Origin of the sequence: Methanoplanus limicola DSM 2279 (assembly GCF_000243255.1) — an archaeon.
GTDB lineage: Archaea > Halobacteriota > Methanomicrobia > Methanomicrobiales > Methanomicrobiaceae > Methanoplanus > Methanoplanus limicola.
The window spans coordinates 586,705-608,808 of sequence record NZ_CM001436.1 but is presented as its reverse complement, the minus strand read 5'-3'; the positions used below and the strand labels follow the sequence as shown (position 1 = coordinate 608,808).

At 42.9% G+C, this 22,104-nt stretch carries 24 protein-coding genes and 2 tRNA genes; 13 read left to right on the top strand and 13 right to left on the bottom strand.

All coding sequences use genetic code 11. The features are described 5' to 3' along the window. The first annotated feature begins 76 nt into the window (after positions 1-76). On the top strand, positions 77-1,141 hold the full coding sequence (locus METLIM_RS02925; RefSeq protein ID WP_004076424.1) for a DUF3089 domain-containing protein: 1,065 nt from the start codon (positions 77-79) through the stop codon (positions 1,139-1,141). Between the two features lie 75 nt (positions 1,142-1,216). Here METLIM_RS02925 and nth read toward each other — a convergent pair whose 3' ends face one another. From nth to pyrH, 3 genes are all read right to left on the bottom strand, one after another. Next, positions 1,217-1,870: an endonuclease III gene (gene nth, locus METLIM_RS02920; protein WP_004076423.1), complete on the bottom strand. Its 654-nt coding sequence runs from the start codon at positions 1,868-1,870 to the stop codon at positions 1,217-1,219. A gap of 2 nt (positions 1,871-1,872) precedes the next feature. Further along, positions 1,873-1,947 (bottom strand) — tRNA-Pro (locus METLIM_RS02915). 277 nt (positions 1,948-2,224) lie between these two features. Continuing rightward, positions 2,225-2,929 carry a UMP kinase gene (pyrH, locus tag METLIM_RS02910; RefSeq protein ID WP_004076422.1) on the bottom strand — a complete coding sequence of 235 codons (705 nt, stop codon included), beginning with the start codon at positions 2,927-2,929 and terminating at the stop codon, positions 2,225-2,227. Positions 2,930-3,092: 163 nt separating this feature from the next. Between pyrH and amrS the strand changes: the two genes are divergently transcribed. Together amrS and METLIM_RS02900 are read left to right on the top strand one after the other, a co-directional pair. After that, a complete protein-coding gene (gene amrS, locus METLIM_RS02905) occupies positions 3,093-4,100 on the top strand; it encodes an AmmeMemoRadiSam system radical SAM enzyme (protein WP_004076421.1) in 1,008 nt (335 codons plus the stop codon). A gap of 15 nt (positions 4,101-4,115) precedes the next feature. Then, the gene (locus METLIM_RS02900; RefSeq protein ID WP_004076420.1) at positions 4,116-4,685 is read left to right on the top strand and encodes a Mut7-C RNAse domain-containing protein; all 570 of its coding nucleotides are present in this window, start codon (positions 4,116-4,118) and stop codon (positions 4,683-4,685) included. A gap of 49 nt (positions 4,686-4,734) precedes the next feature. On the opposite strand, the gene METLIM_RS02895 is transcribed toward METLIM_RS02900, so the two are convergent. Together METLIM_RS02895 and METLIM_RS15365 are read right to left on the bottom strand one after the other, a co-directional pair. Next, positions 4,735-5,400, bottom strand: coding sequence for a flavodoxin family protein (locus tag METLIM_RS02895; protein WP_004076419.1), 666 nt, complete (start codon positions 5,398-5,400; stop codon positions 4,735-4,737). Continuing rightward, the gene (locus METLIM_RS15365; protein WP_004076418.1) at positions 5,397-5,804 is read right to left on the bottom strand and encodes a hypothetical protein; all 408 of its coding nucleotides are present in this window, start codon (positions 5,802-5,804) and stop codon (positions 5,397-5,399) included. Before METLIM_RS15365 ends, METLIM_RS02895 begins: the two co-directional genes overlap by 4 nt. A 121-nt stretch (positions 5,805-5,925) precedes the next feature. On the opposite strand from METLIM_RS15365, the gene METLIM_RS02885 reads away from it, so the two are divergent. Further along, positions 5,926-7,272: a mannose-1-phosphate guanylyltransferase/mannose-6-phosphate isomerase gene (locus tag METLIM_RS02885; RefSeq protein ID WP_004076417.1), complete on the top strand. Its 1,347-nt coding sequence runs from the start codon at positions 5,926-5,928 to the stop codon at positions 7,270-7,272. A gap of 98 nt (positions 7,273-7,370) precedes the next feature. Here METLIM_RS02885 and METLIM_RS02880 read toward each other — a convergent pair whose 3' ends face one another. The 4 genes from METLIM_RS02880 to METLIM_RS02865 form a co-directional block, all read right to left on the bottom strand. Next, complete coding sequence (locus METLIM_RS02880; RefSeq protein ID WP_004076416.1) at positions 7,371-7,802, bottom strand: phosphate-starvation-inducible PsiE family protein; 432 nt, start codon at positions 7,800-7,802, stop codon at positions 7,371-7,373. A gap of 147 nt (positions 7,803-7,949) precedes the next feature. Next, positions 7,950-8,189, bottom strand: coding sequence for a hypothetical protein (locus METLIM_RS02875; RefSeq protein ID WP_004076415.1), 240 nt, complete (start codon positions 8,187-8,189; stop codon positions 7,950-7,952). A gap of 13 nt (positions 8,190-8,202) precedes the next feature. Further along, the gene (locus METLIM_RS02870) at positions 8,203-9,135 is read right to left on the bottom strand and encodes a HAMP domain-containing protein (RefSeq protein ID WP_004076414.1); all 933 of its coding nucleotides are present in this window, start codon (positions 9,133-9,135) and stop codon (positions 8,203-8,205) included. Positions 9,136-9,212: 77 nt separating this feature from the next. Beyond that, on the bottom strand, positions 9,213-10,097 hold the full coding sequence (locus METLIM_RS02865; protein ID WP_004076413.1) for a phosphate ABC transporter substrate-binding protein: 885 nt from the start codon (positions 10,095-10,097) through the stop codon (positions 9,213-9,215). A 218-nt stretch (positions 10,098-10,315) separates the two neighbouring features. Between METLIM_RS02865 and METLIM_RS02860 the strand changes: the two genes are divergently transcribed. The 4 genes from METLIM_RS02860 to METLIM_RS16430 all read left to right on the top strand — a co-directional run bounded on the left by METLIM_RS02860 (position 10,316) and on the right by METLIM_RS16430 (position 12,565). Further along, complete coding sequence (locus METLIM_RS02860) at positions 10,316-10,768, top strand: GNAT family N-acetyltransferase (protein ID WP_004076412.1); 453 nt, start codon at positions 10,316-10,318, stop codon at positions 10,766-10,768. A 152-nt stretch (positions 10,769-10,920) separates the two neighbouring features. Next, positions 10,921-11,766, top strand: coding sequence for a class I SAM-dependent methyltransferase (locus tag METLIM_RS02855; protein ID WP_004076411.1), 846 nt, complete (start codon positions 10,921-10,923; stop codon positions 11,764-11,766). A gap of 301 nt (positions 11,767-12,067) precedes the next feature. Beyond that, positions 12,068-12,142: transfer RNA gene (locus METLIM_RS02850), tRNA-Glu, on the top strand. Positions 12,143-12,418: 276 nt separating this feature from the next. Next, positions 12,419-12,565, top strand: a complete 147-nt coding sequence (locus tag METLIM_RS16430; protein ID WP_004076410.1) for a hypothetical protein — start codon at positions 12,419-12,421, stop codon at positions 12,563-12,565. Here METLIM_RS16430 and METLIM_RS15360 read toward each other — a convergent pair. Both METLIM_RS15360 and METLIM_RS02840 read right to left on the bottom strand, forming a co-directional pair. Next, on the bottom strand, positions 12,552-14,189 hold the full coding sequence (locus METLIM_RS15360; RefSeq protein WP_004076409.1) for a dockerin type I domain-containing protein: 1,638 nt from the start codon (positions 14,187-14,189) through the stop codon (positions 12,552-12,554). The genes METLIM_RS16430 and METLIM_RS15360 overlap by 14 nt on opposite strands. Before the next feature lie 405 nt (positions 14,190-14,594). Continuing rightward, complete coding sequence (locus METLIM_RS02840; protein WP_004076405.1) at positions 14,595-15,191, bottom strand: FKBP-type peptidyl-prolyl cis-trans isomerase; 597 nt, start codon at positions 15,189-15,191, stop codon at positions 14,595-14,597. A gap of 96 nt (positions 15,192-15,287) precedes the next feature. Here METLIM_RS02840 and METLIM_RS16425 point away from each other — a divergent pair, with 96 nt between their 5' ends. Continuing rightward, positions 15,288-15,446 carry a hypothetical protein gene (locus METLIM_RS16425; protein ID WP_157202220.1) on the top strand — a complete coding sequence of 53 codons (159 nt, stop codon included), beginning with the start codon at positions 15,288-15,290 and terminating at the stop codon, positions 15,444-15,446. 36 nt (positions 15,447-15,482) lie between these two features. On the opposite strand, the gene METLIM_RS02835 is transcribed toward METLIM_RS16425, so the two are convergent. Continuing rightward, entirely contained in the window at positions 15,483-16,406 is a 924-nt protein-coding gene (locus tag METLIM_RS02835; RefSeq protein ID WP_004076402.1) for an ion transporter, read from the bottom strand. Positions 16,407-16,559: 153 nt separating this feature from the next. Continuing rightward, positions 16,560-18,008: an MFS transporter gene (locus METLIM_RS02830; RefSeq protein WP_004076399.1), complete on the bottom strand. Its 1,449-nt coding sequence runs from the start codon at positions 18,006-18,008 to the stop codon at positions 16,560-16,562. A 317-nt stretch (positions 18,009-18,325) separates the two neighbouring features. Between METLIM_RS02830 and METLIM_RS02825 the strand changes: the two genes are divergently transcribed. The 4 genes from METLIM_RS02825 (at position 18,326) to METLIM_RS02810 (ending at position 21,960) form a co-directional block, all read left to right on the top strand. Next, on the top strand, positions 18,326-18,577 hold the full coding sequence (locus METLIM_RS02825; protein WP_004076397.1) for an RNA recognition motif domain-containing protein: 252 nt from the start codon (positions 18,326-18,328) through the stop codon (positions 18,575-18,577). 117 nt (positions 18,578-18,694) lie between these two features. After that, positions 18,695-19,906 (top strand): AAA family ATPase, encoded by a 1,212-nt coding sequence (locus METLIM_RS02820; protein ID WP_004076395.1) that lies wholly within the window; start codon positions 18,695-18,697, stop codon positions 19,904-19,906. Continuing rightward, positions 19,903-20,499: a DUF4276 family protein gene (locus tag METLIM_RS02815; protein WP_004076393.1), complete on the top strand. Its 597-nt coding sequence runs from the start codon at positions 19,903-19,905 to the stop codon at positions 20,497-20,499. The genes METLIM_RS02820 and METLIM_RS02815 overlap by 4 nt, the downstream gene beginning before the upstream one ends. A 117-nt stretch (positions 20,500-20,616) precedes the next feature. Next, on the top strand, positions 20,617-21,960 hold the full coding sequence (locus tag METLIM_RS02810; RefSeq protein WP_004076390.1) for a serpin family protein: 1,344 nt from the start codon (positions 20,617-20,619) through the stop codon (positions 21,958-21,960). Positions 21,961-22,104 lie beyond the last annotated feature (144 nt).

The window sequence follows — 22,104 nt, the reverse complement described above, 5'->3', positions numbered from 1 at the left end:
TTATGATTCTCGTTTTTTCCTGAAATCAGCTAAATAGAAATCTGTTTATAATACAGAACAGGAATAATATAATATTATGGTGAAAACTCAGGGCAAAATGTCTGTTTTATCAAACAGTTCGTTTTTAGCTCTTCTTCTGTTTGTATTTGTGAGTGTATGCCTCATTTTAACGGCCGGCTGCGTTGGTAATGAAAGTCCTGCTCAGGCAGGTGATAGTGAAGAGAATGCTGTTGTTCTCCCTCCGGATAACAGCGTTGATTACAGCGATTCATACAACTGGCTCTCTCTGCCGGCCGCAGAAAAGGAAGTGGATGTCTTTTATGTCTATCCGACGGTCAGCAGTAATTCATCCGGTTCAATGCTTATAACTGACGATGTGGACAGGGCACTTGCTCAGGGTATTTTAGAGGCACAGGCAAGTGTTTATGAACCGGGTGCAAACGTCTTTGCCCCTTACTACCGTCAGATGTCAACCGGTGTCCAGATGTCGGGAGATATGCTTGCAACCGATACAAAAGAATTTAAACAGGGTGCTGCCGATGTTTCAGATGCCTTTGATTATTATATCAATAATCTCAATGAAGGCCGTCCTTTTATCATTGCAGGTCACAGCCAGGGGACAATGGCACTCATAGAGCTTATTAAGAACCGCTTCGGTGATGATGAGGAACTCCGCAGCCGGATGGTTGCAGCCTATCTCATCGGCTATACCGTAACTGATGATGATCTGGCAAAAGCCGGTCTTACAGCAGCAGAAGGTGCGAACGACACCGGAGTTGTAATTACATATAATACTCAGTCTCCAACTTCAGTTGGTGGCCCTATGCTTATGGAGGGTGCACACTGTATCAACCCACTGAACTGGAAGACTGATGATACATATGCCCCGGCATCCGGGAACATAGCTGCAAGGTTTTACAATGACTCTACCGGAGAGTTCCTGCGTGAGGTCCCGAATTACTCTGATGCACAGATTGATATGGAGACGATGGCACTGACAACAATGATTCCTGAAGGAGAAAATCTGGACATCGGTTCCTATCCGGAAGGTGTTTATCACCGCTATGACTACGCATTCTGGTACAGGAATCTTGAAGAGAATGTCAAAGACAGAATTGATGCCTACATGGGTCAGCAGTAGGTAAAATCGGAAAAATAATGAGCAAAGCGTGGATTTAACTTAAAATCCCACATCTTTTTTTATTGGAACTACTTATCATCCGAAAAAATTATTATTACTGTAATATCTGCAATAATCTTTTATGCAGCATCTCTCACAGGCAGGTTTTTTTGCATCGCAGACCGCTCTTCCGTGTGATATGAGCAGGAAGTTCATCTTTCCCCACACTTCCTGAGGGTAGAGGGCTGTGAGATCTCTCTCAATCTTGTCAGGATCAGTGTTGTCCGTCATACCCAGCCGGTATGACACCCGCTTTACATGAGTGTCAACCGCGATTCCGGCATCTATTCCATAGGCGTGGTTCAGAACAATATTTGCGGTTTTCCTGCCTACACCGGGAAGTTTTATCAGTTCTTCCATACTGTCCGGGACAACTCCGTCATATTCCCTGACAAGCATCTCAGATGCGCCCCTGATATTCTTTGATTTTGCCCTGTAAAATCCGGTAGGCCTTATAATCTCCTCGATTTTGGAGATCTCGGCATCTGCCATTGAATGCGGATCGGGATAAGCCTCAAAAAGTCTGCCTTTAACCGAATTGACTGTCCTGTCGGTAGTCTGTGCACTAAGAATGGTCATTATGAGAATCTGGAAAGGATTGTCAAATTCAAGGAAATTAAGGTTGGTATCCTCTCTGATATATTGATTTAAAAGAACAGAAAAGATCCTGCATGCAGTATCTTTCATCATTATGGGGTAGGGCAGATTCGAACTGCCGTCAAAGCGTCCCAAACGCTCTAGGATGGACCAGGCTACCCTACTACCCCGTGGGACAACATATATTGAACGTTTGCGTATTAATGTCTGCCGATTTGGCTCTCAATTTCGTTGCAGGGCCTGTTCTTCCGTATGTCTGGGAAATATTCCATTTTAGGGCATTTTACCTGATTTAAACAGTTTATGTAGCTTTTTTGTGTGGTGATGTAATATTGTCTGAAAATCTGCACAAACAGAATAAAAAGAGATTTTTCCGGTATATCGGTTCCGGGAGTGCCAAAAAGCGCAGTGACTCTCGGGCAGCTTTTGCTTCCACTTATCTTCCGGCTACAGAAGTTTTGGCATTTTTCTGTCACTGCTGACAATTGTTCCTGCACCGGTTCCATTCATTATTGCGGATTTAAACGCTTCCGGATCCCTTCCGTCTGTTACAAGGAGTGGTATTTCACTTCTCTGCACAATTTTGGCTGCCACAAGGTCAATGATATTGTTTGAGCCTGCATTCATTCTTCCGGATGATACAATCTCAACAAGTTCTTCATGTGTCATTGAGTCGAATTTTACAGCTTCAATGTCCTTCTTTGGATCATCAGAATATATTCCGTCTATTGATGTGACATTTACTAAGAGATTTGCACCTGAGCGCTCTGCAAGGACAGCTGATACAGCATCAGTCGTCTGTCCTGGAGTTATTCCTCCCATAATGACAATTTTGGCAGTCTTTGAATATGCAAGCGCATCATTGTAATTGTCTGCAATTGCCGGGTGTGCATAATCCCCAAGTGCCCATGACAGAAGTGATGCGTTTATCCTTGTAACCATAATGCCAAGTTCATCGCACGTCGCCTCATCAATGTCGAGGGATCGCGCAACAGAAATGTACCTTCTGGCCTCTCCCCCTCCCCCTATGACGACAAAAATTCTGAATTTTTCTGAGAGCGATTTTAAAACGGAAGCGAATTCGCCAATTTTATTTGATTCAAGTGAAGGGACAATTATTGACCCCCCTACAGAAAGAACAATGGTTTTCATTCTGATTCTAAATATTGTCCTCAATAGCATATATGTTTTTTAAAATGTACATTTCCGGTTCTCTTTATTCTCTCCTCTCCGGCCATTTTGATAATATCATCAAAAGATATATTGGTATGACGAGCGTATTTTCGGCACTGATATAATTAAGGGGTGAGACTGAATGCGTGAGGCAAATCTTTACGGAAGGGAGGGGGATGGCACTGTTATATGCCATCTCTGCCCGCACAGGTGTAAAATCCGGGATGGCAAGTCGGGTATCTGCTCGGTCAGGGTTAACAGGGAAGGAACACTGTACGCTGAAAGTTATGCGAAGGTCGTGGCAGAGGCTGTAGACCCTATTGAAAAAAAGCCGCTTAACCATTTCCTTCCGGGAACTCAGGTGTACTCTCTTGGCGGAGTCGGGTGCAACTTCAGGTGCAGGCACTGCCAGAACTGGCGTATATCTCAGGTTGATGTAAAAACTGCCGATTATCTCAGGGTCATTGATCCTGAAGAGGGTGTCAGGCGGGCACTTGCGCATGACTGCTCATCCATTGCATGGACATACAACGAACCCACAATCTGGCATGAATATTGCCTTGATATGGGTATTATTGCCAAAAAGAAGGGCCTCAGGACCATTTATGTCACAAACGGATATATCACCGGAGAGGGCCTTGCTGAACTTTCCGGCATGCTTGATGCCTTCAGGGTTGATATTAAAGCGTTCACTGATGATTTTTACAGGAAAGTCTGTTCTGCAAGGCTTCAGCCTGTCCTTGACGCAACTATAATCGCAAAGGAGGCCGGGATGCACATTGAGGTCGTAAACCTTGTAATTCCGGGACTGAACGATTCTGAGGATGAGATCCGGGCAATGATAAAGTGGATATATGAAAATCTCGGTGAAGACACCCCCGTTCACTTCACAAGGTTTCATCCGGATTACAACATGACTGACATCCCGGCTACACCTCTTGCCAGCCTTGAGAAGATTTACCGATGTGCAAAAGAAGGCGGGATTAGATATCCATATATCGGCAATGTCGCAGGGCATGAATATACAAATACATACTGCCACAACTGCGGTTCACTGCTGATAGAAAGGGTTGGATTTATGGACAGGTTTGTTCATCTTGACGGCGATGAGTGCGGCGCATGCGGTGAAAAAATTCCAGTTTTTGTTTAATCCGGAATTTTGGCTATGAATGAGAGCAGTTATCCTGCCACAGATCCATGCGGAGCAGAAAACTGCCGCTTTGGCAGGGATGATTTCTGCACAAAATTCCTGACCGACAGAATGCTTGGAACCCTCACAAAATATCTGCGTTTTACAGGATATGACACAAAATCTGCTGATGTATTAATTCCGGGGAACAACAGAGAGGACAGTATCCTCCTGGAAATTGCAAAAGAGGAGGGCAGAATTCTTCTGACAAGGGACCGTGAACTTGCTGAGAGGGGAAAGGGCATTTCTGCGGTTCACATTAAATCGGATGATATATTCAGTCAGCTCAGCCAGATCATCGGTGAAGGCCTGATATCCGGAGACCTTAAGGTTCAGATGAAGAGGTGCACCCTCTGCAACACACTGCTCAGGCCTGCCAGCCCTGAAGAGATCGAAGGTGCGGATTATGCCCCTTCAGGCAGAAGAGATCTCAGTTTCTGCTGGTGCCCGTTCTGCCGGAAATTATACTGGTCCGGCACCCATCTTTCAAACCTTGAAAAGAAGATTAAGGATGGTCTCTTAAGGCTGAAGGATAATTCAGTCTGAGTTTAAAATTTAATGACTGTTCAGTCTCCGGCTGGCATAAAATTCCGGATTATTCCCCCTTCTTTTTCTTCAGGTGTTTGTATTCGTGTTTCCATTCCTTCTTGTTTGCAAGAATGAGGTTCTCCATTCTCTCCTGCATATATTTATGGAACTCCTCCTGTTCCGGATATTTATCATTATTTTTTATTGCAGATGCAAGTTTTTGCCCTTCTTCATATGCTCTCTCTTCCCAGGGTTTAAATCCCTCCTCTGCCTCTGCAATGTCCATTCCTATATGGCCTGTTGTATCTGCTCCAAGCACCCGGAGTGTCTGGTTCATATATTCCGAAACTTCGCCTGCACCTGAACCTCCGGCCGTGCTGATGGAAAATCCGTATTTTCCTTCAAACATCTGGCAGTGTATGGCATCCGCCATTCTGTCAAAGAAGGTCTTCATCTGTCCGGTGACTGAGTTGATGTAATTCGGAGATGCAAATATTATGCCGTCACTCTCCATAAGTTTAGAGAATACCTTTTCAAAATCATCATCATAGATGCACTTTCCTGATTTGAAGCATTTTAAGCATCCTGTGCAGTAATTGATATCTGATTTTGCAATATTGATTATTTCTGTCTCTGCCCCTTCATCTTCCGCTCCGGTCAGTGCTGCTATTAGCAGGGGGTATGTATTTCCTTTCTTTCCCCTTGGACTTGCGATAACGCCTGTTATTTTCATGAATCCTCCGTTTTAATATTAACTCCTATTCCGTAGTTTTTACCGCAGTCACCGTCAAGTTCGACTGTGAAACCTTTATTCTCACCTGCCGGGAAGAGTTCAAAATATCTGGTCTCTGTATCGGAGACTGTTCCGGAATCAGCCTCTTTAAGACTGCATCTGACAACTACATTCTTCTCATCCTTTAAGCCGTTATTTGTGACCATGATGTCTGAAACCCAGTAGCATGTGCCGTCCGGCCTGTAATGCTGCTGTGGCAGAGTGACTGTGCTGCTGAATGTCCGGCTGTAAATTCCGTTATCTTCTTCGCTGCCTGTTCCTCCTGTAGTGCACCCTGAAGCTGCGGTCAGCAGGAAGAGGAGAGCGATGGTAAATACGATAGCAATCACTGATTTTTTTGGCATATGGGTAATAATTTTTAAAGCATTATACAGCAATAAGATTTTGCCTTCTGATTTTACCTGTGCTCTCTCTTCCGGATATCTTTTTTTAGCTGTAGTATCAATTTTTTAATGAGTTATATCCATGAAATCAATCATCCTTGCCGGCGGTGTCGGCACGAGGCTCTGGCCTTTGTCAAGGGAGAAGTATCCCAAGCAGTTTCTGAAGATGAACGGGCACTCGCTCTTTCAGGAGACATATCTGCGCTCATTAAAGCTCTCATCTCCCGATGAGATTGTCGTTGTTACAGGTGAGCCGTATGAATATCATGTAATAAACCAGATTAAGGAGCTTGGATATTCCATACCGCGGGAGCATGTTCTAAAAGAGCCTGTAGGTAAAAATACTCTTCCGGCTGTGATGTGGGGGATGAAAGTGTTATATGATGAGTCCGGAGACTGCACTGCCGCTGTATTCCCCAGTGATCATATGCTTGATGCTGCGGCCTCTGATGTGATTTCATCATCAGAAGGTCTGGCTGAGGACTGCCTTGTTGTATTCGGGATAAAGCCTGACAGCCCGCAGACAGGTTATGGGTATGTCAAAGCCGGAGTTCCGGTTAAGAACGGTTATTTTGTGGATGAGTTTAAGGAAAAGCCTGACGCGGAGACTGCACAGAAGTACCTTGATGAAGGATATCTCTGGAACAGCGGTATGTTTCTGCTGTCGACAAAGGTATTCTTTGGCGAGGTTATGAAATTCCGGAAAGATATTTATGATGAATTCTTCTCCGGAAGTCTGAATTATCACAATATTGACGGAATCTCTATGGATTATGGCATTCTTGAAAAGTCGGATAAGGTTGCTGTTGTGCCACTTAATCTTTCGTGGAATGATCTCGGCAGTTTCAGGTCCATGTATGCTGTTGGTGATAAAGACGAATCAGGCAACTGCGGCGATGCCCTGTTCGTGAGATCGCAGAACAATTTTGTCTCTTCGGGGGGCAGAAAGATAGCTCTTTTGGGGGTTGAGAATATTGCCGTAATTGACTCCGGAGATGCGGTTTTAGTCTGTAATCTGGACGATACAGAGTCTGTTAAGGAGCTTGTGAATTTCTATCTTGAGAAGGGCGATGATATTGCAAAGATACACAAGACGGTATTTCGGCCCTGGGGTTCATATACAACTCTTGAAGAGAAGAATTTCTATAAGATCAAGCGTGTTACGGTCAATTCCGGAAGCGTGCTCTCCCTGCAGAAGCACCATCACAGGAGTGAGCACTGGGTTGTTGCGAGCGGGTGTGCGGAGATTACACTTGGTGAGGAGGTGCGGACGCTTACGCATGGCGAGAGTACATTTGTTCCCGCCGGGTTTATGCACAGGCTCAGAAATCCGGGCATGATTCCCCTGGAAGTAATTGAGGTTCAGATCGGAGAATATCTTGAAGAGGATGATATAGTGCGGTTTGATGATGCTTACGGCCGGCAGTGATTACTGCTGATAATAAATTTTAAAATAATATTTTTAATGGGTTTTGCGGACTGTTCCGGGGTATTTCCATCATTTGATATTAAATTATTATTTGTGCGTTATTTATTCTCTATTTTTAATGAATTTCCTTTTTTAATAAGATAATATCCGGCTGTAAGTGAGAATATGATAACTCCTATTGACATTAGCATAAGAGCGCCTGTTATCTCAGTGTCCACTACAATTATTTTTCTTGCTACTGCAATAATTGCAAGTATCAGGACTATCTCCACCTGTATTCTCCTTGTTTCAAGGTAAGACTTTATCGTCTCCATAAGTTCAATGCCAATCAGGACCAGGAGGAAGAAATCGAAGAAAGCTAATATCTCTTTCGGGCTTAACTGCATGAAATCGCCGGAAACCAGGCCTGCCATAAGTGTATATGCCAGTTCCAGGAGTGAAAAGACTATCACTATTGTGAGGAGAACGAGGAGACATAGATATACTGCTGTCTCAATATTGTTGATAATCCTGATAATTTTCTTTTCCATATTGCCTGCCTGAGTATTTAGTTTATTATTAATAATATCTCTTCCTGTTTTTAAGGCTGCCCCCACTTTCTCTGTGCAGGAAGATAATATTTGGTGCACTGTTTTTGGGTAAAATAAATTCTGAAAACTGGATTTTTCCGGAAAAATTTACTTAAGTTTCCGGATTACATTTGCCATAAACTTTGCATCTTTTTCAGAGACAAATCTGGTTGCATCAACTTCAATTCTCTCAGCAAAGCGTGATACATTATCAGGTGCTGCTTTATGGAAGGGGATGCCTACATTGTTCCCGAGATCGACTGCAAAATCGTTTGCTGCCGGCCCCATCTTTCTCATAAGCACATTAAGGATCATCTTCTGGTATTTGTCATATGCTACTGCATTCATTTAAATCACTTTTTCACTTTGAGTTCAGCTTGTCCATGTAATACCTGAGACTTACAACCATTCTTCCGAATGATTCGGCGAGGTCTCCGATTTCATCATCTGATTTGATCTCAATTTCTGTATCTTCGAGTTCTCCCATGCTGACCCTGTCAGCGACTTCTGTCAGTTTTCTTATGGGTTTTGTGATGCTCTGTGCAAAGAGAAAGCTTACGAGTAGTGCTGCAAATATTGTAACGAGTGTGATTATCAGAATTGTATTCTGCATACTGAGGCTTTCTGTAGATTCTTTTATTTTTGAGATGGTGTAGTCAATTTCCCTGTTAATTGTTTCATCGATTGTCTTTACAGGTTCTGAGAACTCTTCTGTGTACACCGTTGCACCGATCATGTAGGGTGTTCCTCTGACAGGTGTGAGGTACATGAACTTTCTTTCTCCCACTCCGTCAGGGTTTATCCAGTCATAGTAGCCGCCGACTGTGCTCCCGCTGAGGGTCGGTCTGAATGTCTCCCAGAATTCCGGAAGTGTTTCTTTTAACCCTTTCATGTCATAGTTTACAAAGCGTTCGTCCGGGTGGAAACGTGTAATCCCTGTATCTTTTTCATATAGGAATGTATATCCTGTACCGCCGATCTTCTGGCTTGCAATTGACTTAAAGTAACTGTCAGACTGAAGTTCTGTCAGTGTTGCATCCGGGTGTGCATTAAGGTAGATTTCGATCTGTTTTGAGACGTCCTCCGCCTTCTGTTCGATCATTGCTACGCCGAGTTCTTCGAGCGCTTCTGTGCTGTCCCTGAGTGCAAATGTACCCATCCATCTTGCATCGTCTGCGGCGTCATAACCTACCTGTCCTGCATTCAGGCCTGAAAAGTATCCGAGGGTTATGAGTGGAAGAACAGAAACAAGGAGCATTATTATAAAAATTTTTTTGCCAATTGTAATGCGCATTGTATTTCTCCGTTATTTTTTACGGGAAATCTGGTGTTCTGAATAAATTTAAAAAAAATGTTTGTGATGTTTTTAGTTTACTTTACGCTTACAAATCCTTCTTCTTCAACTATTGCCTGTCCTTCACTGCTCAGGATAAAGTTGATGTAATCTTTGGAAAGACCTGTTGCTTCTCCGCTGGTAAACATGTTAAGTGATCTTGCAATAGGATAGGTGCCTTTGACGACATTATCTATTGTCGGGACAACTACGTTTCCATTGGTGTCAATATTTACTGCTTTAATTGAATCGTCAATATATCCGAGTCCTACATATCCGATTGCGCCCGGTGTGTGTGCGACTGACTGCTGAACAGCACCGTTTGAGTTCTTTTCCATCTGTGTTGCAACAAAGTCCTCTTTGTTCATTACAGATTCAAAGAAGTATTCTCTTGTTCCTGATGAACTGTCACGGCCGACTACTACAATTTCCATGTCATCTCCGCCGACTTCATTCCAGTTTGTGACCTCTCCTTTGTAGATCGATTTGACCTGATCGATTGTGAGGCTCTCTACGGGGTTGTCCTTGTATATGATAAGGGCAATTCCGTCACGTGCGATTACGTGCTGGACAAGGTTTGGGTATTTTTCCTTCTCTGAATTTTTCAGTTCTCTTGAAGCCATTCCGATGTCAGCCGTTCCTTCGCCTACTGCCTGTACTCCTACACTTGATCCGCCGCCGCTGACCATGATGTCAGCGTTTTTGTTCTCTCTCATATAGGATTCGGCTGCTGCCTGTGCAGCAGGAAGAACTGTTGTTGAACCTGTGACTGAGATTGTTCTGATATCAGTACTCTGTTCTGTGCCAGATGCTGCCGTTGTGTCTGAGCTTCCTGTACAGCCGCAGACAAGAGCGAATGCTGCTACAATTCCAAGAACTGCTACAAGCATTATACCTTTGTTAAAGGTCTGATCTTTCTTCATCAGAATAATGTCGTCTGATCTAAATATAGTCTTTGCCGAAGTAATGTATATTTTAATCTATTTAGTACGTACTGATATATTTTTTATTTTTGTTATATATTTTATCATTCGGCAGTTTTTTTATTACTTTTATCTGTTTTGATGCAATCTCCGGGGGGATGATCTGATCTTTCGTTATTGTAAAATGTAATTCTGTTTCATATTATAGCAGGATTAATATGAATATTACTGTCAGGAAAGCAAAACCGGAGGATGCAGCTGATATTTCCGGGAATAACATCCGGATGGCATATGAGACTGAAAGGCTGGTGCTGGACCCGGATACTGTATTAAAGGGTGTGGTGGGTCTTTTTGAGGATAAGAACCGTGGATTTTATATTGTTGCCGGGTGCGGTGGTGAGATTGCCGGACAGTGCATGATAACTTATGAGTGGAGTGACTGGAGGTCTGCGGATTTCTGGTGGATTCAGAGTGTTTATGTGAGGGAAGAGTTCCGGAAGATGGGGATATTTAAGAAGATTTATGAGTTTATTGCCGGAATTTCCGGTTCTGAAGGTAAGGTATGCGGAATCCGGCTGTATGTTGATGATGGTAATAAAGATGCTATTGAGGTATACGGGAGGATGGGCTTTTCCCGGTCACATTATCTGATGTTTGAGAAGGATTTATAATCGGAAATTCTGGTTTTTTATCCGGATTTATCTCATAATTTTCGGTTATTGATGCTCTTTTTTTGGGGTTTTGCTCCTATCTTCTGACTGATTGCCGGTATTCTCTGTGTGATGGGAAATAAATCAATACAATAGGGTAGAATATTTTTCTGATGGATTTTAAATCCCGGCTGAAAGGTAAGGTGCCGGATGAGGTTCTGGAAGGGATTTCAGGCCGTTTTGATGTCGTTGGCGATATTGCGGTGCTCTCGCTTCCGGAATGTGCAGAGCCTTATGCCGGCTGCATTGCCGGGGCTGTCTGTGATTCCCGGAAGAATGTCCGGACTGTTCTTAATAAGCGCTCAGTTCTTTCAGGTGATTTCAGGACTTTTGATTTTGATATTATCTGTGGCGGAGGGACTGAGACAGTTCACCGTGAGTATGGCTTTTCCTACAGGTTTGATCTTAAGGATTCTTTCTTCACCGGAAGGCTCTCTTCTGAGAGGATGAGGGTTGTTTCTCTTGTTAAGAAAGGCGAGTCTGTATTTGTGCCCTTTGCAGGTGTCGGGCCTTTTGCAGTTCCTGCGGCGAAAAGAGGGGGAAATGTCATTGCTATGGAGATGAACAGGAAGGCCTGCGGTTATATGCGGGAAAATGTGCGCCTGAATTCTGTTTGTGAGAGTCTGGATGTCATATGCGGCGATGTCCGGAGCTGTGGCTCTCTCTTTGGCTCTCTTTTGGAATCTGCATCCGGTAATATCTCTGAAACTACGCCGGGATGTCTGTTTGACAGGATTATCGCACCTGCGCCATATGGTATGGATGATATTCTGGCTCTTCTCAGCGGAATTTTAAAAAGTGGCGGTTATATTCATTTTTATTCTTTCAGTCCGGAGAATCAGGTGGAGGATTTTATAGGCTTTGCAGAAAGTTGCGGGCTGGAAGTTGAGAGTTATTCTGCCTGCGGAAATGTCGCACCCGGAATTTCAAGGTGGGTATTTGATATGAGGAGTTTGTGAGAGGCTGAGCCTTCAGATTTTCTTATCGGCAATATTGATTATTTGGTGTTGGTTATGATTATTTGGTGTTGGTTATGATTTTGTGGATGATTATGGTTTTAGGGATGTTTATGGTTTTAGGGATGACAGTGTTGTTACTGCGCACTTTTGGCTGTCAGGGTCTCACATCCTGCGTTATATGGCATGATTTTCCTTTTGATAGCGGTTAATCATCATTTTTTGAATCATAATTGTAGTTTTTCCGGATTGAAATGATAATTCTTAAATATCTGTCAGGATAATCTTTAGAGGCACAAGTATTGCTGATATAGTGTAGTTCGGCCAATCATGCAGGACTCTCACTCCTGCGACTGGGGTTCAAATCCCCATATCAGCATTGAGACATCGTGTCCAAATCCGACACACTCTTTTTATAATACTAAACTGAACAATTCCTTATACTTAAACAAGCACCCACCCCAGGGAAGACAGTAGTTTTCATACAATCAAGTCTGAATACTCCGGAAGGTTCATTCAGAAAGGACTGTTAGCAGAAAATCTGACCGATGATGACGTCCGGCTGATAAGAGAATTCATAGCTGAAAAGAGAGCCTGTGATATTATCTCCACACGAGTAAACAAAATAGTCACACATGAGCCTGCGGGTTCACAGATGGTGGATGAAAAATCAAAGTTTTTCATAGGAGTTTACACACTTGTCCGTTGGAGAAAATTCATAGGTCCTTTTAGGGAGAATATAATTCCTGACCTTTGCGGAGGGATTGGCAGATTCAAAAAAGAATATATTATAGGCTGTTAATTTTTCCCACAAAATACCATGAGATTCTGGCAGCATCTCCTGTATCAACATCTCCGTCATTGTTAAAATCTGCGGCCATGTTCTTTGATGTCAGTCTGGCAACCATATATGCAACTTTAGATACATCGCCAATATCAACAACTCCGTTGCCATTGAAATCGCCTTTAACCCCAAAAAAACTGATAGTTCCGTTAATACATTCAAGATTGTATTCTGCCATATTCGTATCAGTCCATGTTGCATTAAATGTTGATATCATGGCTGAATCTCCGCTGTTTCCTCTTGGGACTACTGAGATGTCAAATAAGGCATTCAGGTCTGTATCTGTCATTGAATTTGTATTGACAAGAATCAGATCCGCCCGCTCTTCTGTAAGGTTAAGTGTGATTGAAGATCCAAGAAATACTGTATTGTTTGCCTTAACTTTATTAACCGTTATGACTGAAGAATCCCATTTTAATGAACATGAGACCTCCTTTGCATTAGTTATCCCGGAGACCATAACAGGAATTACATATGTGGAGTTTAAAGGGATGCTGATGTCCGGAATAAGTAGTTGTGCTGATGTAAATCCGGTCGTAAATTTTTTGAATATATCTGTGAACTCAAAGTTTTCCTGGTCCAGTTGTGACCACTGGTATATTGCAGTACCCTCACTGCCGTTGTTATCCCTGTTTATTGACCACATGCCAAGCATTGTAACCCAGTCTTTTGATTCGGCCCATTTTTCAACCTGATTTGCATTATCAATGGTAAATATTTCCTGGGCAGCATCATTCTGCCCTATCATTGGTGTCATACCCAGCGTTGCAGATACATTTCGTTCTTTTAGCTGGCTATAAGCTCCTTCAGTTGCTGAAATTGCAGCATCACCCATTTTTCCATGGACAGCTGCATCATAGTAATCCATAACCATAAGATTTACAATGTCAATTTCGACGCCGTTTTCGGTAGCATTGTCAATTACATTAAGTCCAAATGCATCAAGTCCTGTAGGAGTTACAGGGAGGCAGAATCCGATTCTAAGTCCGGGATTATTATCCTGTAATCTTTTAATAGCTATACTCCTTCTTCCTATGGAAGGTCTGTCACCAACTGCGGTTCCTTCAATATCAAAATCAATCCATGTTGGATTGTATTTGTCAATTACCTGCTGGTATTTCGATGTCAGGGTATCAACATTGGTATTGTTTAATGCAATTTCAACTCCGCTTGCCCCGCCAAAGGATATCGCAACATCACCGCCTACTGAGCGGATATAATTTATTTTATCTACAAAGTGGTCTGAATCCATTCCAAGACTGGTATATCCCCCCCATGTCGGATTGGCATTTCCGTCACTCACAATAAATGCCAGGGTATAATATTTCTGCCCGGTAGAAAGATATGCATTTTTCAGGTCATAGTAACCTCCGGCACTGGTACTCCAGAGTGTTGTGTCAATATAAGGTGCAAATACTTCATTTGGCCATCCGGATTGTTCAGAAATATAACCGGACTCTGTTATCCATGATGCCCCTGAAACTGTCATTGTGCTGCATGATATGAATAACAACATAATGATAAGAAATCCCTCAAATGAGGATTTTCTGGAGAATATCCTCCTATCCTTTCTTTTTTCCATTCCTGATTCCTCCATCCCGAATTTTGTTTTTATCAACCTGGACCCGGTAAGCCTTATTCTCCTTTTAGTACTGATATTATTAATATATTTCCGGAAAAACCGGTTCTGGTCTCAAAATAATTAATCCGGTTTTTCAGGACTGCATGTTCAGCACACTCACACAGTTTGCCGGAGAGCCTGACTATTAAAAAAAAGTCATCCATGAACCACCTGGTTCACAAATGATGATGAAACGGTGCACTTTTTTATAGGTGGATATAATCTGTTTTGATTTATCTCGTATGCAAAATATATCTGGGGTATGATACTCACAATTTCAATGCGGGATGCCTGAGGGAAAGTAATTATAAAACATTGAAGAGAAAATTTTGGGCTGATAACATTAAAAGGGTTGAATTATATTCATCATGCCCTTTTAATGACGGAATCAAGAGTAATTGTAAACCGGAGATCTTTTCCAACAAGCGGCCTGTTTGTGTCAACAGTCACCGAATCTTCCGTTATATTGGTAAATACGTATCTCATGTATTTCCCTTCCGGAAGTTTATATTCGATCATCGGACAGGGATAACCAGGAATGAATGATATTGTGATATTTTCCCTGTTCATTCCGTTTACTAAATCAATCGCCTCATTTAATGGAATTTTCTTTACAAGACTCTCATTTTTCTCGCCGTAAGCCTCATCCGGAGTTAAAATGACCGTTTTTGTCTCACCCGGAACCATTCCCCTGATTGCCCTGTCAAATCCGGAGATCATAGCTCCGCTTCCGAGTGTAAAATTAAGGGGTGTGTCATTTACATTTGATTCAAATACAGCACCTCCGGGAAAAGAGAGCGAATAATATACACTTACCTGGTCCCCGGATTTTGCAGGGGCATTTTTATCCATTGCATAGCCTCCTGCAAGCGACAGTCCGGCTATAAACAGAGCTGACAGAATTACGGCAATAACTGCCAGTGAAAAGGGAGACAGCCCTGAGAAATGAGTTTTATTTTTCATGGATTAACAGTTGATGTAAAATATCATAACAATTTCTGATATGTAGCTGTGTTTCAGCAGAGGTTATACAAAAAATGAAAAACGCCATTGCCTGTAATGGATTCTTTTCTTAATGCAGGATACGATGTTATTTTAAGTGCCGGTAAGTCGGGGGAGAACAGCATTGGAAGCAACTGCGGGCAGTATGTCGAAAAACTGAAAAAGGGCATCTCTCCTGCGGAGAAATGTTATACCTATAATATAAAAGAGATATGAGTGCATCAGGCAACTGCATTTATCTATTCTTTTCTCTTATAGTTTCTCTGAGATAATTCCGGCTTTAATCTCTGAATATTCCTCATCAGTGATTATACCCTTCTCCCTAAGTCCGGCGGCCCTCTCCAGCAGGTCCATCATCTGTCCTGATTTCTCTAAATTATCCTCTGAATTATCAGGTCTATCTCCGTTATTCTTCTGCCTCTCTTCGATAAACCCGGTAGCCAGAATTGCGGACGGCAGGGCAAGTAGCAGGACACCTGCAAGGGTGATAAATGATCCAATTGTCTTTCCAAGCGGAGTTATTGGGTATATGTCGCCATAACCTACCGTTGTCACTGTCATCATCGCCCACCAAATTGCTGCCGGAATGCTGGAGAATTTATCCGGCTGGGCGTGGTTCTCCACCAGGTACATAATCGTTGATGAGAATAAAATGACAAAGACCAGGAAGAAGATCATGATGGTGAAGATTTCCCTCTTTTTGATAACGACCCGCTTTAGCAGGGCAAGCGAAGTTGAATTGCGGGCATAGCGGCCCAGCTTGAAGATTGATATCAGCCTGAATCCACGCAAAAGGGCAAAATCAGTAGGGAAAAATACCGGAAATATAAGCGGTATGATGGAGATAAGATCAATAATCTGATAAAATCCTGTTGCATAACGGAGCCGTTCTGAAAATCTCCCGGTTATAGTTGGTGCACTGGTGCAGGACCATATCCTGAGAATATATTCAATGGTGAACACCAGCAGACAGAAGGTGATTATCAGGTTTAATCCGGAAGAGAAGGATACCTCTACTGAAGGGATTGTGAATATAACTACGGCAATCGTATTGGTAATAATTACAAGTGCAAGGAATACATGGGTGAACCGGGCGATTTTGTCACCCGGCGCCGGTTTTTCCATGAGTGCCTGTATCCGTGCTTTGGCCCTTTCTAAACGTGATGGTTCTCTCATCTGTTTCTTTTAACCGTTCATTTTTCAGTTTCCGGGCAGGATGGTGCACATAGTGTAATCCTTATGCCGGTTTTTTTACTGACAATTCATCTTCAGGTTGTTCTTATCCGTTTATTCAGCAAATATTCAGGACAATAATGTCCGGATTTCCGGTCAGAAACCGGCTACAGGTTCACCGTCAGTGCTAAAATCATTATTTTTCTCTCTTACAAAGAGCATCAGCACAATGCCGAGGATCTCAATTCCCATTAAGAAGAGGAATGCAACATCAAATGCACCGGCAAGATCTGAGACCGGGAGGTTGTGTACAGACTCCTTTGCCAGTTTAGGACCGAGTGCTGCGGTGGCAACCAGCATGACAAGAGCAACCCCAAGTGATGAACCAAGATTTGTCATCATCTTTATCATGCCGGAGGTTGTTCCCCTCTCTTTTTCCGGCGATTCCCCCATGACGGCACTGTTAAGAGGTGCATATGCAATTCCTGTTCCTGCTCCAAGAAGGAAGAGGTATATGACCACATGGCCTACACTGGTATTCTGGCTGATTGTTGAGAGTAGCAGGAGTGAGATGGCACAGACTACGAATCCGGCGATTATAGGTTTTTTTGTGCCTAACACATCTGAGAATCTGCCGGCAATGGGTGATGTGAGGATCATTCCGATTGGGAGAGCAAGAAGGACTGTTCCTGCATTGTCAGTCGGCAGGTCCTTTACCAGCTCCAGGAAGAACGGCATAAGGATCATCACTCCTGCCATTGCCATCTGTATGAGCATGACACTTATATTCTGAATGGTAAATGCCCTGTTGGAGAAGAGACCGGTATTTATCAACGGTTCCTCCGCTCTCTTTTCCCTGAACCAGAATATGATCCAGAATATTACAGATATAATCAGGGCCGGAATTCCTCCCGTTGAATCTGTTCCCTGAAGGGAGGTTAATCCATATATAAGAGTACTTAATGCAATAAAGACAAGTGCCACTCCTGGAATGTCAATTTTACCTCCTGGCGAGACCGGATTTTGCCGGGGCAGAGTATGCAGTCCCAGCAGAATGGCGATGATTCCCACCGGAAGATTGACGAAGAATATGAAGCTCCAGGAAAATGCACTTGTTAAAAATCCACCCATGACAGGACCAAGTGCTGCTCCAAGCATGGTAAACATGGCAACAATGCCGAGTGCCTGCCCACGAAGTGATGGTGCAAGGTAGCTTGTGACCATCACTGCTCCAAGTGCAGCTATTATCGCTCCTCCTATTGCCTGAAGCATACGTGATATTATCAGCATGTCAATGGAGGAGGCAAATCCGCATAATGCAGATCCAACGGTAAATACAGCAAAACCTGCCAGGAACACTTTCCGGTACCCCTTTATGTCACCAAGGCGGGCTGCGGCAAGCAGCAGGCTGACAAGGATTATCAGGTAGGCATTCAGAACCCAGGAGGCCGTCACTGTTGAAACATCAAATGCTTTTGCTATTGAGGGAAGAGCAATATTGACTATTGTGGCATCAAGTCCCGCCATAAATGATCCGAGTGAGATGACTATGACTATCATCAGTTCCTTTACGGACATCTTCTGGCGGGCAGGCTGTTCGTTCATTAATATATATCCTCATTCTGTCCGGATATATATTTATTGATTTTTCTGGTTGTTTTTCCGTATTGCCGGGAGTTGTTTCGGATAATTATGTCCCCGGAGTCCTTCTCTCTCTTTTCTGTCTGCGGGCCGGAGATTATGTATGCGATGTTTAAAGCCAAGCAAAAATATTTCAATAAGGATATTCAGAATAGCTCCGTTGACGATGAATAACCAATAATTCTGCGGACACTGTCTGTGCTGGAAGCTCTGGCAGATTCTCCCAAAGATTGTGGTATTATTCTTTTGCTTAAATATTTTTAGCAGTTGTGGTGAGAACTATGGAAAGTCATAAGGTATATGTCGGAAATCTGGCTCATTATGTTACTGAAGAGGAAATTGAAGATCTGTTTGCTGAATTCGGAGATATCATGAGCGTTAAGATTAAGCCACAGGAGGGGTTTGCTTTTGTTGAATATTCAACCATTGAAGAGGCTGAAAATGCGATTCACGGGACAAACGGGAAGGAATTTTCCGGCAGAACACTGAAGGTTGAGGATGCAGGGCCTGTAAGGTATCATATTCCAGGATAAGGATTAATCATTACTATTTTTTTGATATGAATTCATTGTGGGATTTTATTCCGGAGAATCATTATATGCAGCATTGACAATGTAAAATTAATTATCAAAGAGAATCAATTATCATTAATGAATGAACCGGTGCTTAAAGAAATTCGGCTGAAAAATATACTGTCTTTTGGGCCTGAAACGAAGTCTGTTCCTTTAGGCCCTCTGAATGTTCTTATCGGTCCAAATGGTTCCGGCAAATCGAATTTTCTTGAAGTAATTGGCCTTTTGCGTGCTGCACCAAGAGATCTCTCAGCACCTGTAAAAGAGGCGGGTGGGGTTCGTGACTGGCTCTGGAAGGGATCCACGAATCCTGAAGCCTCAATTGAGGTAATAATAAATTTAAATCATCATGAGATGCCAGTCAGGCATATTTTTTCATTTGTTGAACATGGTATGCGTTTTGAATTAACAACTGAATGCATTGAGAATAATAAGCCATTTTCAGGGTATAGTGAGCCGGTGTTTTATTATATGAATAAAAACGGCTATATCAGGTTAAGGGGCAAGCCACAATATCGGGCCGGAGTCAGTTCAGAATCCATAAATAATGATGATGAGAGGCAACTCCAAAGAGAGAAAATCGATCCGGAGAAATCTATTCTGTCACAGGTTAAAGATCCTGATTGTTATCCGATACTTGCTGATATTACTGAAATCTATGATTCTACGCGTCTTTACCGCGAGTGGACTTTTGGAAGGTACACTTCACCAAGGCAGCCACAAAAAGCTGATCTCCCTACAGAATACCTTTTAGAGTCATGTGAAAATCTTGCTCTTGTACTGAATTCACTCCGTTTTAATCCCCGTGCAAAAACTGACATTCTAGATGCACTTAATTATCTCTATCCTGACATTCAGGATTTCAATGTTCAGATCAACGGCGGGTGGGTGCAGCTCTATCTTGAAGAAGAACAGTTTAGTATTCCGGCAACCCGTTTGTCTGACGGCACATTACGCTATCTCTGTCTGGTTGCAATTCTCTGCCATCCCAGTCCTCCGTCTCTGGTATGTATTGAAGAGCCTGAACTTGGCCTGCATCCGGACGTCCTGCCCCATCTGGCAGATCTGATGATCTCGGCATCAGAGCGTTGTCAGCTTATAGTTACGACCCATTCTGATATGCTTGTGGACGCCCTGACGGAAACACCTGAATCTGTTCTTGTATGTGAGAAAAGGAATGGTAAAACCGAGATGAAACGGCTTAAATCTGATGATCTTAAAGGATGGCTGGATAACTACCGTTTGGGTGAACTATGGCTCAGAGGTGAGATTGGAGGCACGCGCTTTTGAAAACGAAGATCTACATTGAAGGTGGTGGAGATTCAAAAGAACTGCACAGCCGCTGCCGTGAGGGATTTAGCAGACTTCTGGAGTCATCAGGTTTTAAAGGCAGGATGCCTCAGCTTATTGCATGTGGTCCTCGTGATTCTGCGTACCGGGATTTTAAAACCGCTAACAGTTCAAATAATGCTGATTATGTCGCAATGCTGGTTGACAGTGAAGAACCGGTCAGCAATCCGGAAGATACATGGGTTCATCTTATGAAGCGTGACGGATGGGAAAAACCGGATGAGTGTGAAGATGATCAGGTGTTTTTAATGACTACCTGTATGGAAACCTGGATTGCAGCTGATCCTGATTCCCTTATAAGATATTATGGAAACTGTCTCCGTAAATCTTCTCTTCCTTCTTTACATAATATTGAACAGCGAAACCGACACGAAATCCAGAATGACCTGAAAAATGCAACTTTGGGGTGCTCAAATGTCTATCAGAAGAATAAGCGTTCCTTTGAAATTCTGGGCAAACTCAACCCGGAAATTCTTGAAAATAATATGGTGTTATTCAGGCGGATGAAGCGTATCCTGAATGAGAAGCTGTAATGTATTTATTCCGGAAATTTGTGGCATATCGGTGAATTTCAGTGAATATAAACTGATGCCTGCAAAGTTCAATTTTTATTAGCTGCGAAAAATTCCGAAGTCAACGCCAGATTAAATATGGCTTATGACCATAAATCAGGTATGGACAGAAAGAATATTGTGGCTTTTTCAGCCGGAATTTTACTTATTCTCTGTGCTGCTTTTTCGGGCTGCACAGGAGTGAACGATTCCGGTGATGACGGCACAGCAGCAGAGACTCCATCGCCGGCATCAACCCCGGCATCGACAGTAACGCCCGAAGATATCACCAAATCTGCCGGTGAAGTGGTGGATGCAAACAGCATCTTTGCATTTGACCTCTATCAGAAACTGGCAGGCGTCAGCAGTCAGGATGAAAACATCTTCTTCTCGCCTTATTCCATATCATCAGCTTTTGCACTAGTATATGAGGGGGCAAAAGGGGATACTGCGGCTGAGATAAATTCCGTGTTTCACTTTCCCGCAGAAATCCAGGATTTAAGGGACGGATTTTTAGAGATTAATTCCGGAATTAATGCCGGAGATCCTGAGTATGAACTGAGTGTTGCCAATGCACTCTGGGCTGAGAAGACCTACTCATTTCTGGATGATTATATCAAAACTGCGAAGGACTATTACTCGGCTGACACAACAAACCTTGACTTCATAAATCAGCCTGAAGAGTCAAGACTTGCAATTAATAAGTGGGCAGAAGATGAGACTCATGAGAAAATTAAAGACTTAATCCCGCAGGGCATGATTGACCCAATGACCCGGCTTGTAATCACCAATGCGGTATATTTCAAAGGTGACTGGGTAAAGCAGTTTGATGTAAACAATACCCATGAGGCCGCTTTCACAACCGCTTCCGGAAAGTCTGTAACGGTTGATATGATGCAGAGGACAGATGAGGATGCAGTATTTGGCTATATGGAAAATGATGATCTCCAGATGCTTAAGATGCCCTATGATCATGAATCCGGCAGAGAACTTGCCATGTATGTAATCCTGCCAAAGGGAGATGACCTGAGAACATTTGAAGAGGGTCTTGATTCTGACAGACTCACAGATCTTAAAGCAGCCATTGCAGAAAAGGAGGTGAAAGTATTCTTCCCTAAGTTTAAGCTTGAGACCGAATATTCTCTTTCAGACACACTTGCAGATATGGGAATGCCCGTTGCATTTTCAGATAAAGCTGATTTTTCCGGAATGGACGGGACAAAGAGCCTCTCTATCAGCGATGTTATCCATAAGGCATATGTTGATGTAAATGAGGAGGGAACTGAAGCCGCCGCCGCAACTGCGGTTGTGATGAGGCTTACGGCAGTGATGGATGAAGAGCCTGTTCCGGTATTCATGGCAGATCATCCGTTCATCTTCATGATTGAGGATACGGATGATGGAAATATTCTCTTTATGGGTAAATTGTCCAGTCCTGCCTGAAAGAATAAATACTAATTATCTCTTTTTTTACATATATTGATCTCTATGCAGCAATAATTTATCAGAAAAGATTTCCGGACCGTATTCTCAGGTTTGTGTTCCCTGATTTGGATATATCCTCTGTATTCTGAAGTCAGCAATCCC

Coding starts and splice junctions, on each gene's coding strand:
- pyrH (WP_004076422.1), bottom strand. CDS start 2,929: ATGAAAACCATTGTTCTTTCTGTAGGGGGGTCAATAATTGTCCCTTCA.
- METLIM_RS02885 (WP_004076417.1), top strand. CDS start 5,926: ATGAAATCAATCATCCTTGCCGGCGGTGTCGGCACGAGGCTCTGGCCT.
- METLIM_RS16425 (WP_157202220.1), top strand. CDS start 15,288: ATGGATTCTTTTCTTAATGCAGGATACGATGTTATTTTAAGTGCCGGT.
- METLIM_RS02840 (WP_004076405.1), bottom strand. CDS start 15,191: ATGAAAAATAAAACTCATTTCTCAGGGCTGTCTCCCTTTTCACTGGCA.
- METLIM_RS02900 (WP_004076420.1), top strand. CDS start 4,116: ATGAATGAGAGCAGTTATCCTGCCACAGATCCATGCGGAGCAGAAAAC.
- METLIM_RS02870 (WP_004076414.1), bottom strand. CDS start 9,135: ATGCGCATTACAATTGGCAAAAAAATTTTTATAATAATGCTCCTTGTT.
- METLIM_RS15365 (WP_004076418.1), bottom strand. CDS start 5,804: ATGCCAAAAAAATCAGTGATTGCTATCGTATTTACCATCGCTCTCCTC.
- nth (WP_004076423.1), bottom strand. CDS start 1,870: ATGATGAAAGATACTGCATGCAGGATCTTTTCTGTTCTTTTAAATCAA.
- METLIM_RS15360 (WP_004076409.1), bottom strand. CDS start 14,189: ATGGAAAAAAGAAAGGATAGGAGGATATTCTCCAGAAAATCCTCATTT.
- METLIM_RS02825 (WP_004076397.1), top strand. CDS start 18,326: ATGGAAAGTCATAAGGTATATGTCGGAAATCTGGCTCATTATGTTACT.
- METLIM_RS02860 (WP_004076412.1), top strand. CDS start 10,316: ATGAATATTACTGTCAGGAAAGCAAAACCGGAGGATGCAGCTGATATT.
- METLIM_RS02820 (WP_004076395.1), top strand. CDS start 18,695: ATGAATGAACCGGTGCTTAAAGAAATTCGGCTGAAAAATATACTGTCT.
- METLIM_RS02895 (WP_004076419.1), bottom strand. CDS start 5,400: ATGAAAATAACAGGCGTTATCGCAAGTCCAAGGGGAAAGAAAGGAAAT.
- METLIM_RS02880 (WP_004076416.1), bottom strand. CDS start 7,802: ATGGAAAAGAAAATTATCAGGATTATCAACAATATTGAGACAGCAGTA.
- METLIM_RS02925 (WP_004076424.1), top strand. CDS start 77: ATGGTGAAAACTCAGGGCAAAATGTCTGTTTTATCAAACAGTTCGTTT.
- amrS (WP_004076421.1), top strand. CDS start 3,093: ATGCGTGAGGCAAATCTTTACGGAAGGGAGGGGGATGGCACTGTTATA.
- METLIM_RS02835 (WP_004076402.1), bottom strand. CDS start 16,406: ATGAGAGAACCATCACGTTTAGAAAGGGCCAAAGCACGGATACAGGCA.
- METLIM_RS16430 (WP_004076410.1), top strand. CDS start 12,419: ATGGTGGATGAAAAATCAAAGTTTTTCATAGGAGTTTACACACTTGTC.
- METLIM_RS02855 (WP_004076411.1), top strand. CDS start 10,921: ATGGATTTTAAATCCCGGCTGAAAGGTAAGGTGCCGGATGAGGTTCTG.
- METLIM_RS02865 (WP_004076413.1), bottom strand. CDS start 10,097: ATGAAGAAAGATCAGACCTTTAACAAAGGTATAATGCTTGTAGCAGTT.
- METLIM_RS02875 (WP_004076415.1), bottom strand. CDS start 8,189: ATGAATGCAGTAGCATATGACAAATACCAGAAGATGATCCTTAATGTG.
- METLIM_RS02830 (WP_004076399.1), bottom strand. CDS start 18,008: ATGAACGAACAGCCTGCCCGCCAGAAGATGTCCGTAAAGGAACTGATG.
- METLIM_RS02810 (WP_004076390.1), top strand. CDS start 20,617: ATGGCTTATGACCATAAATCAGGTATGGACAGAAAGAATATTGTGGCT.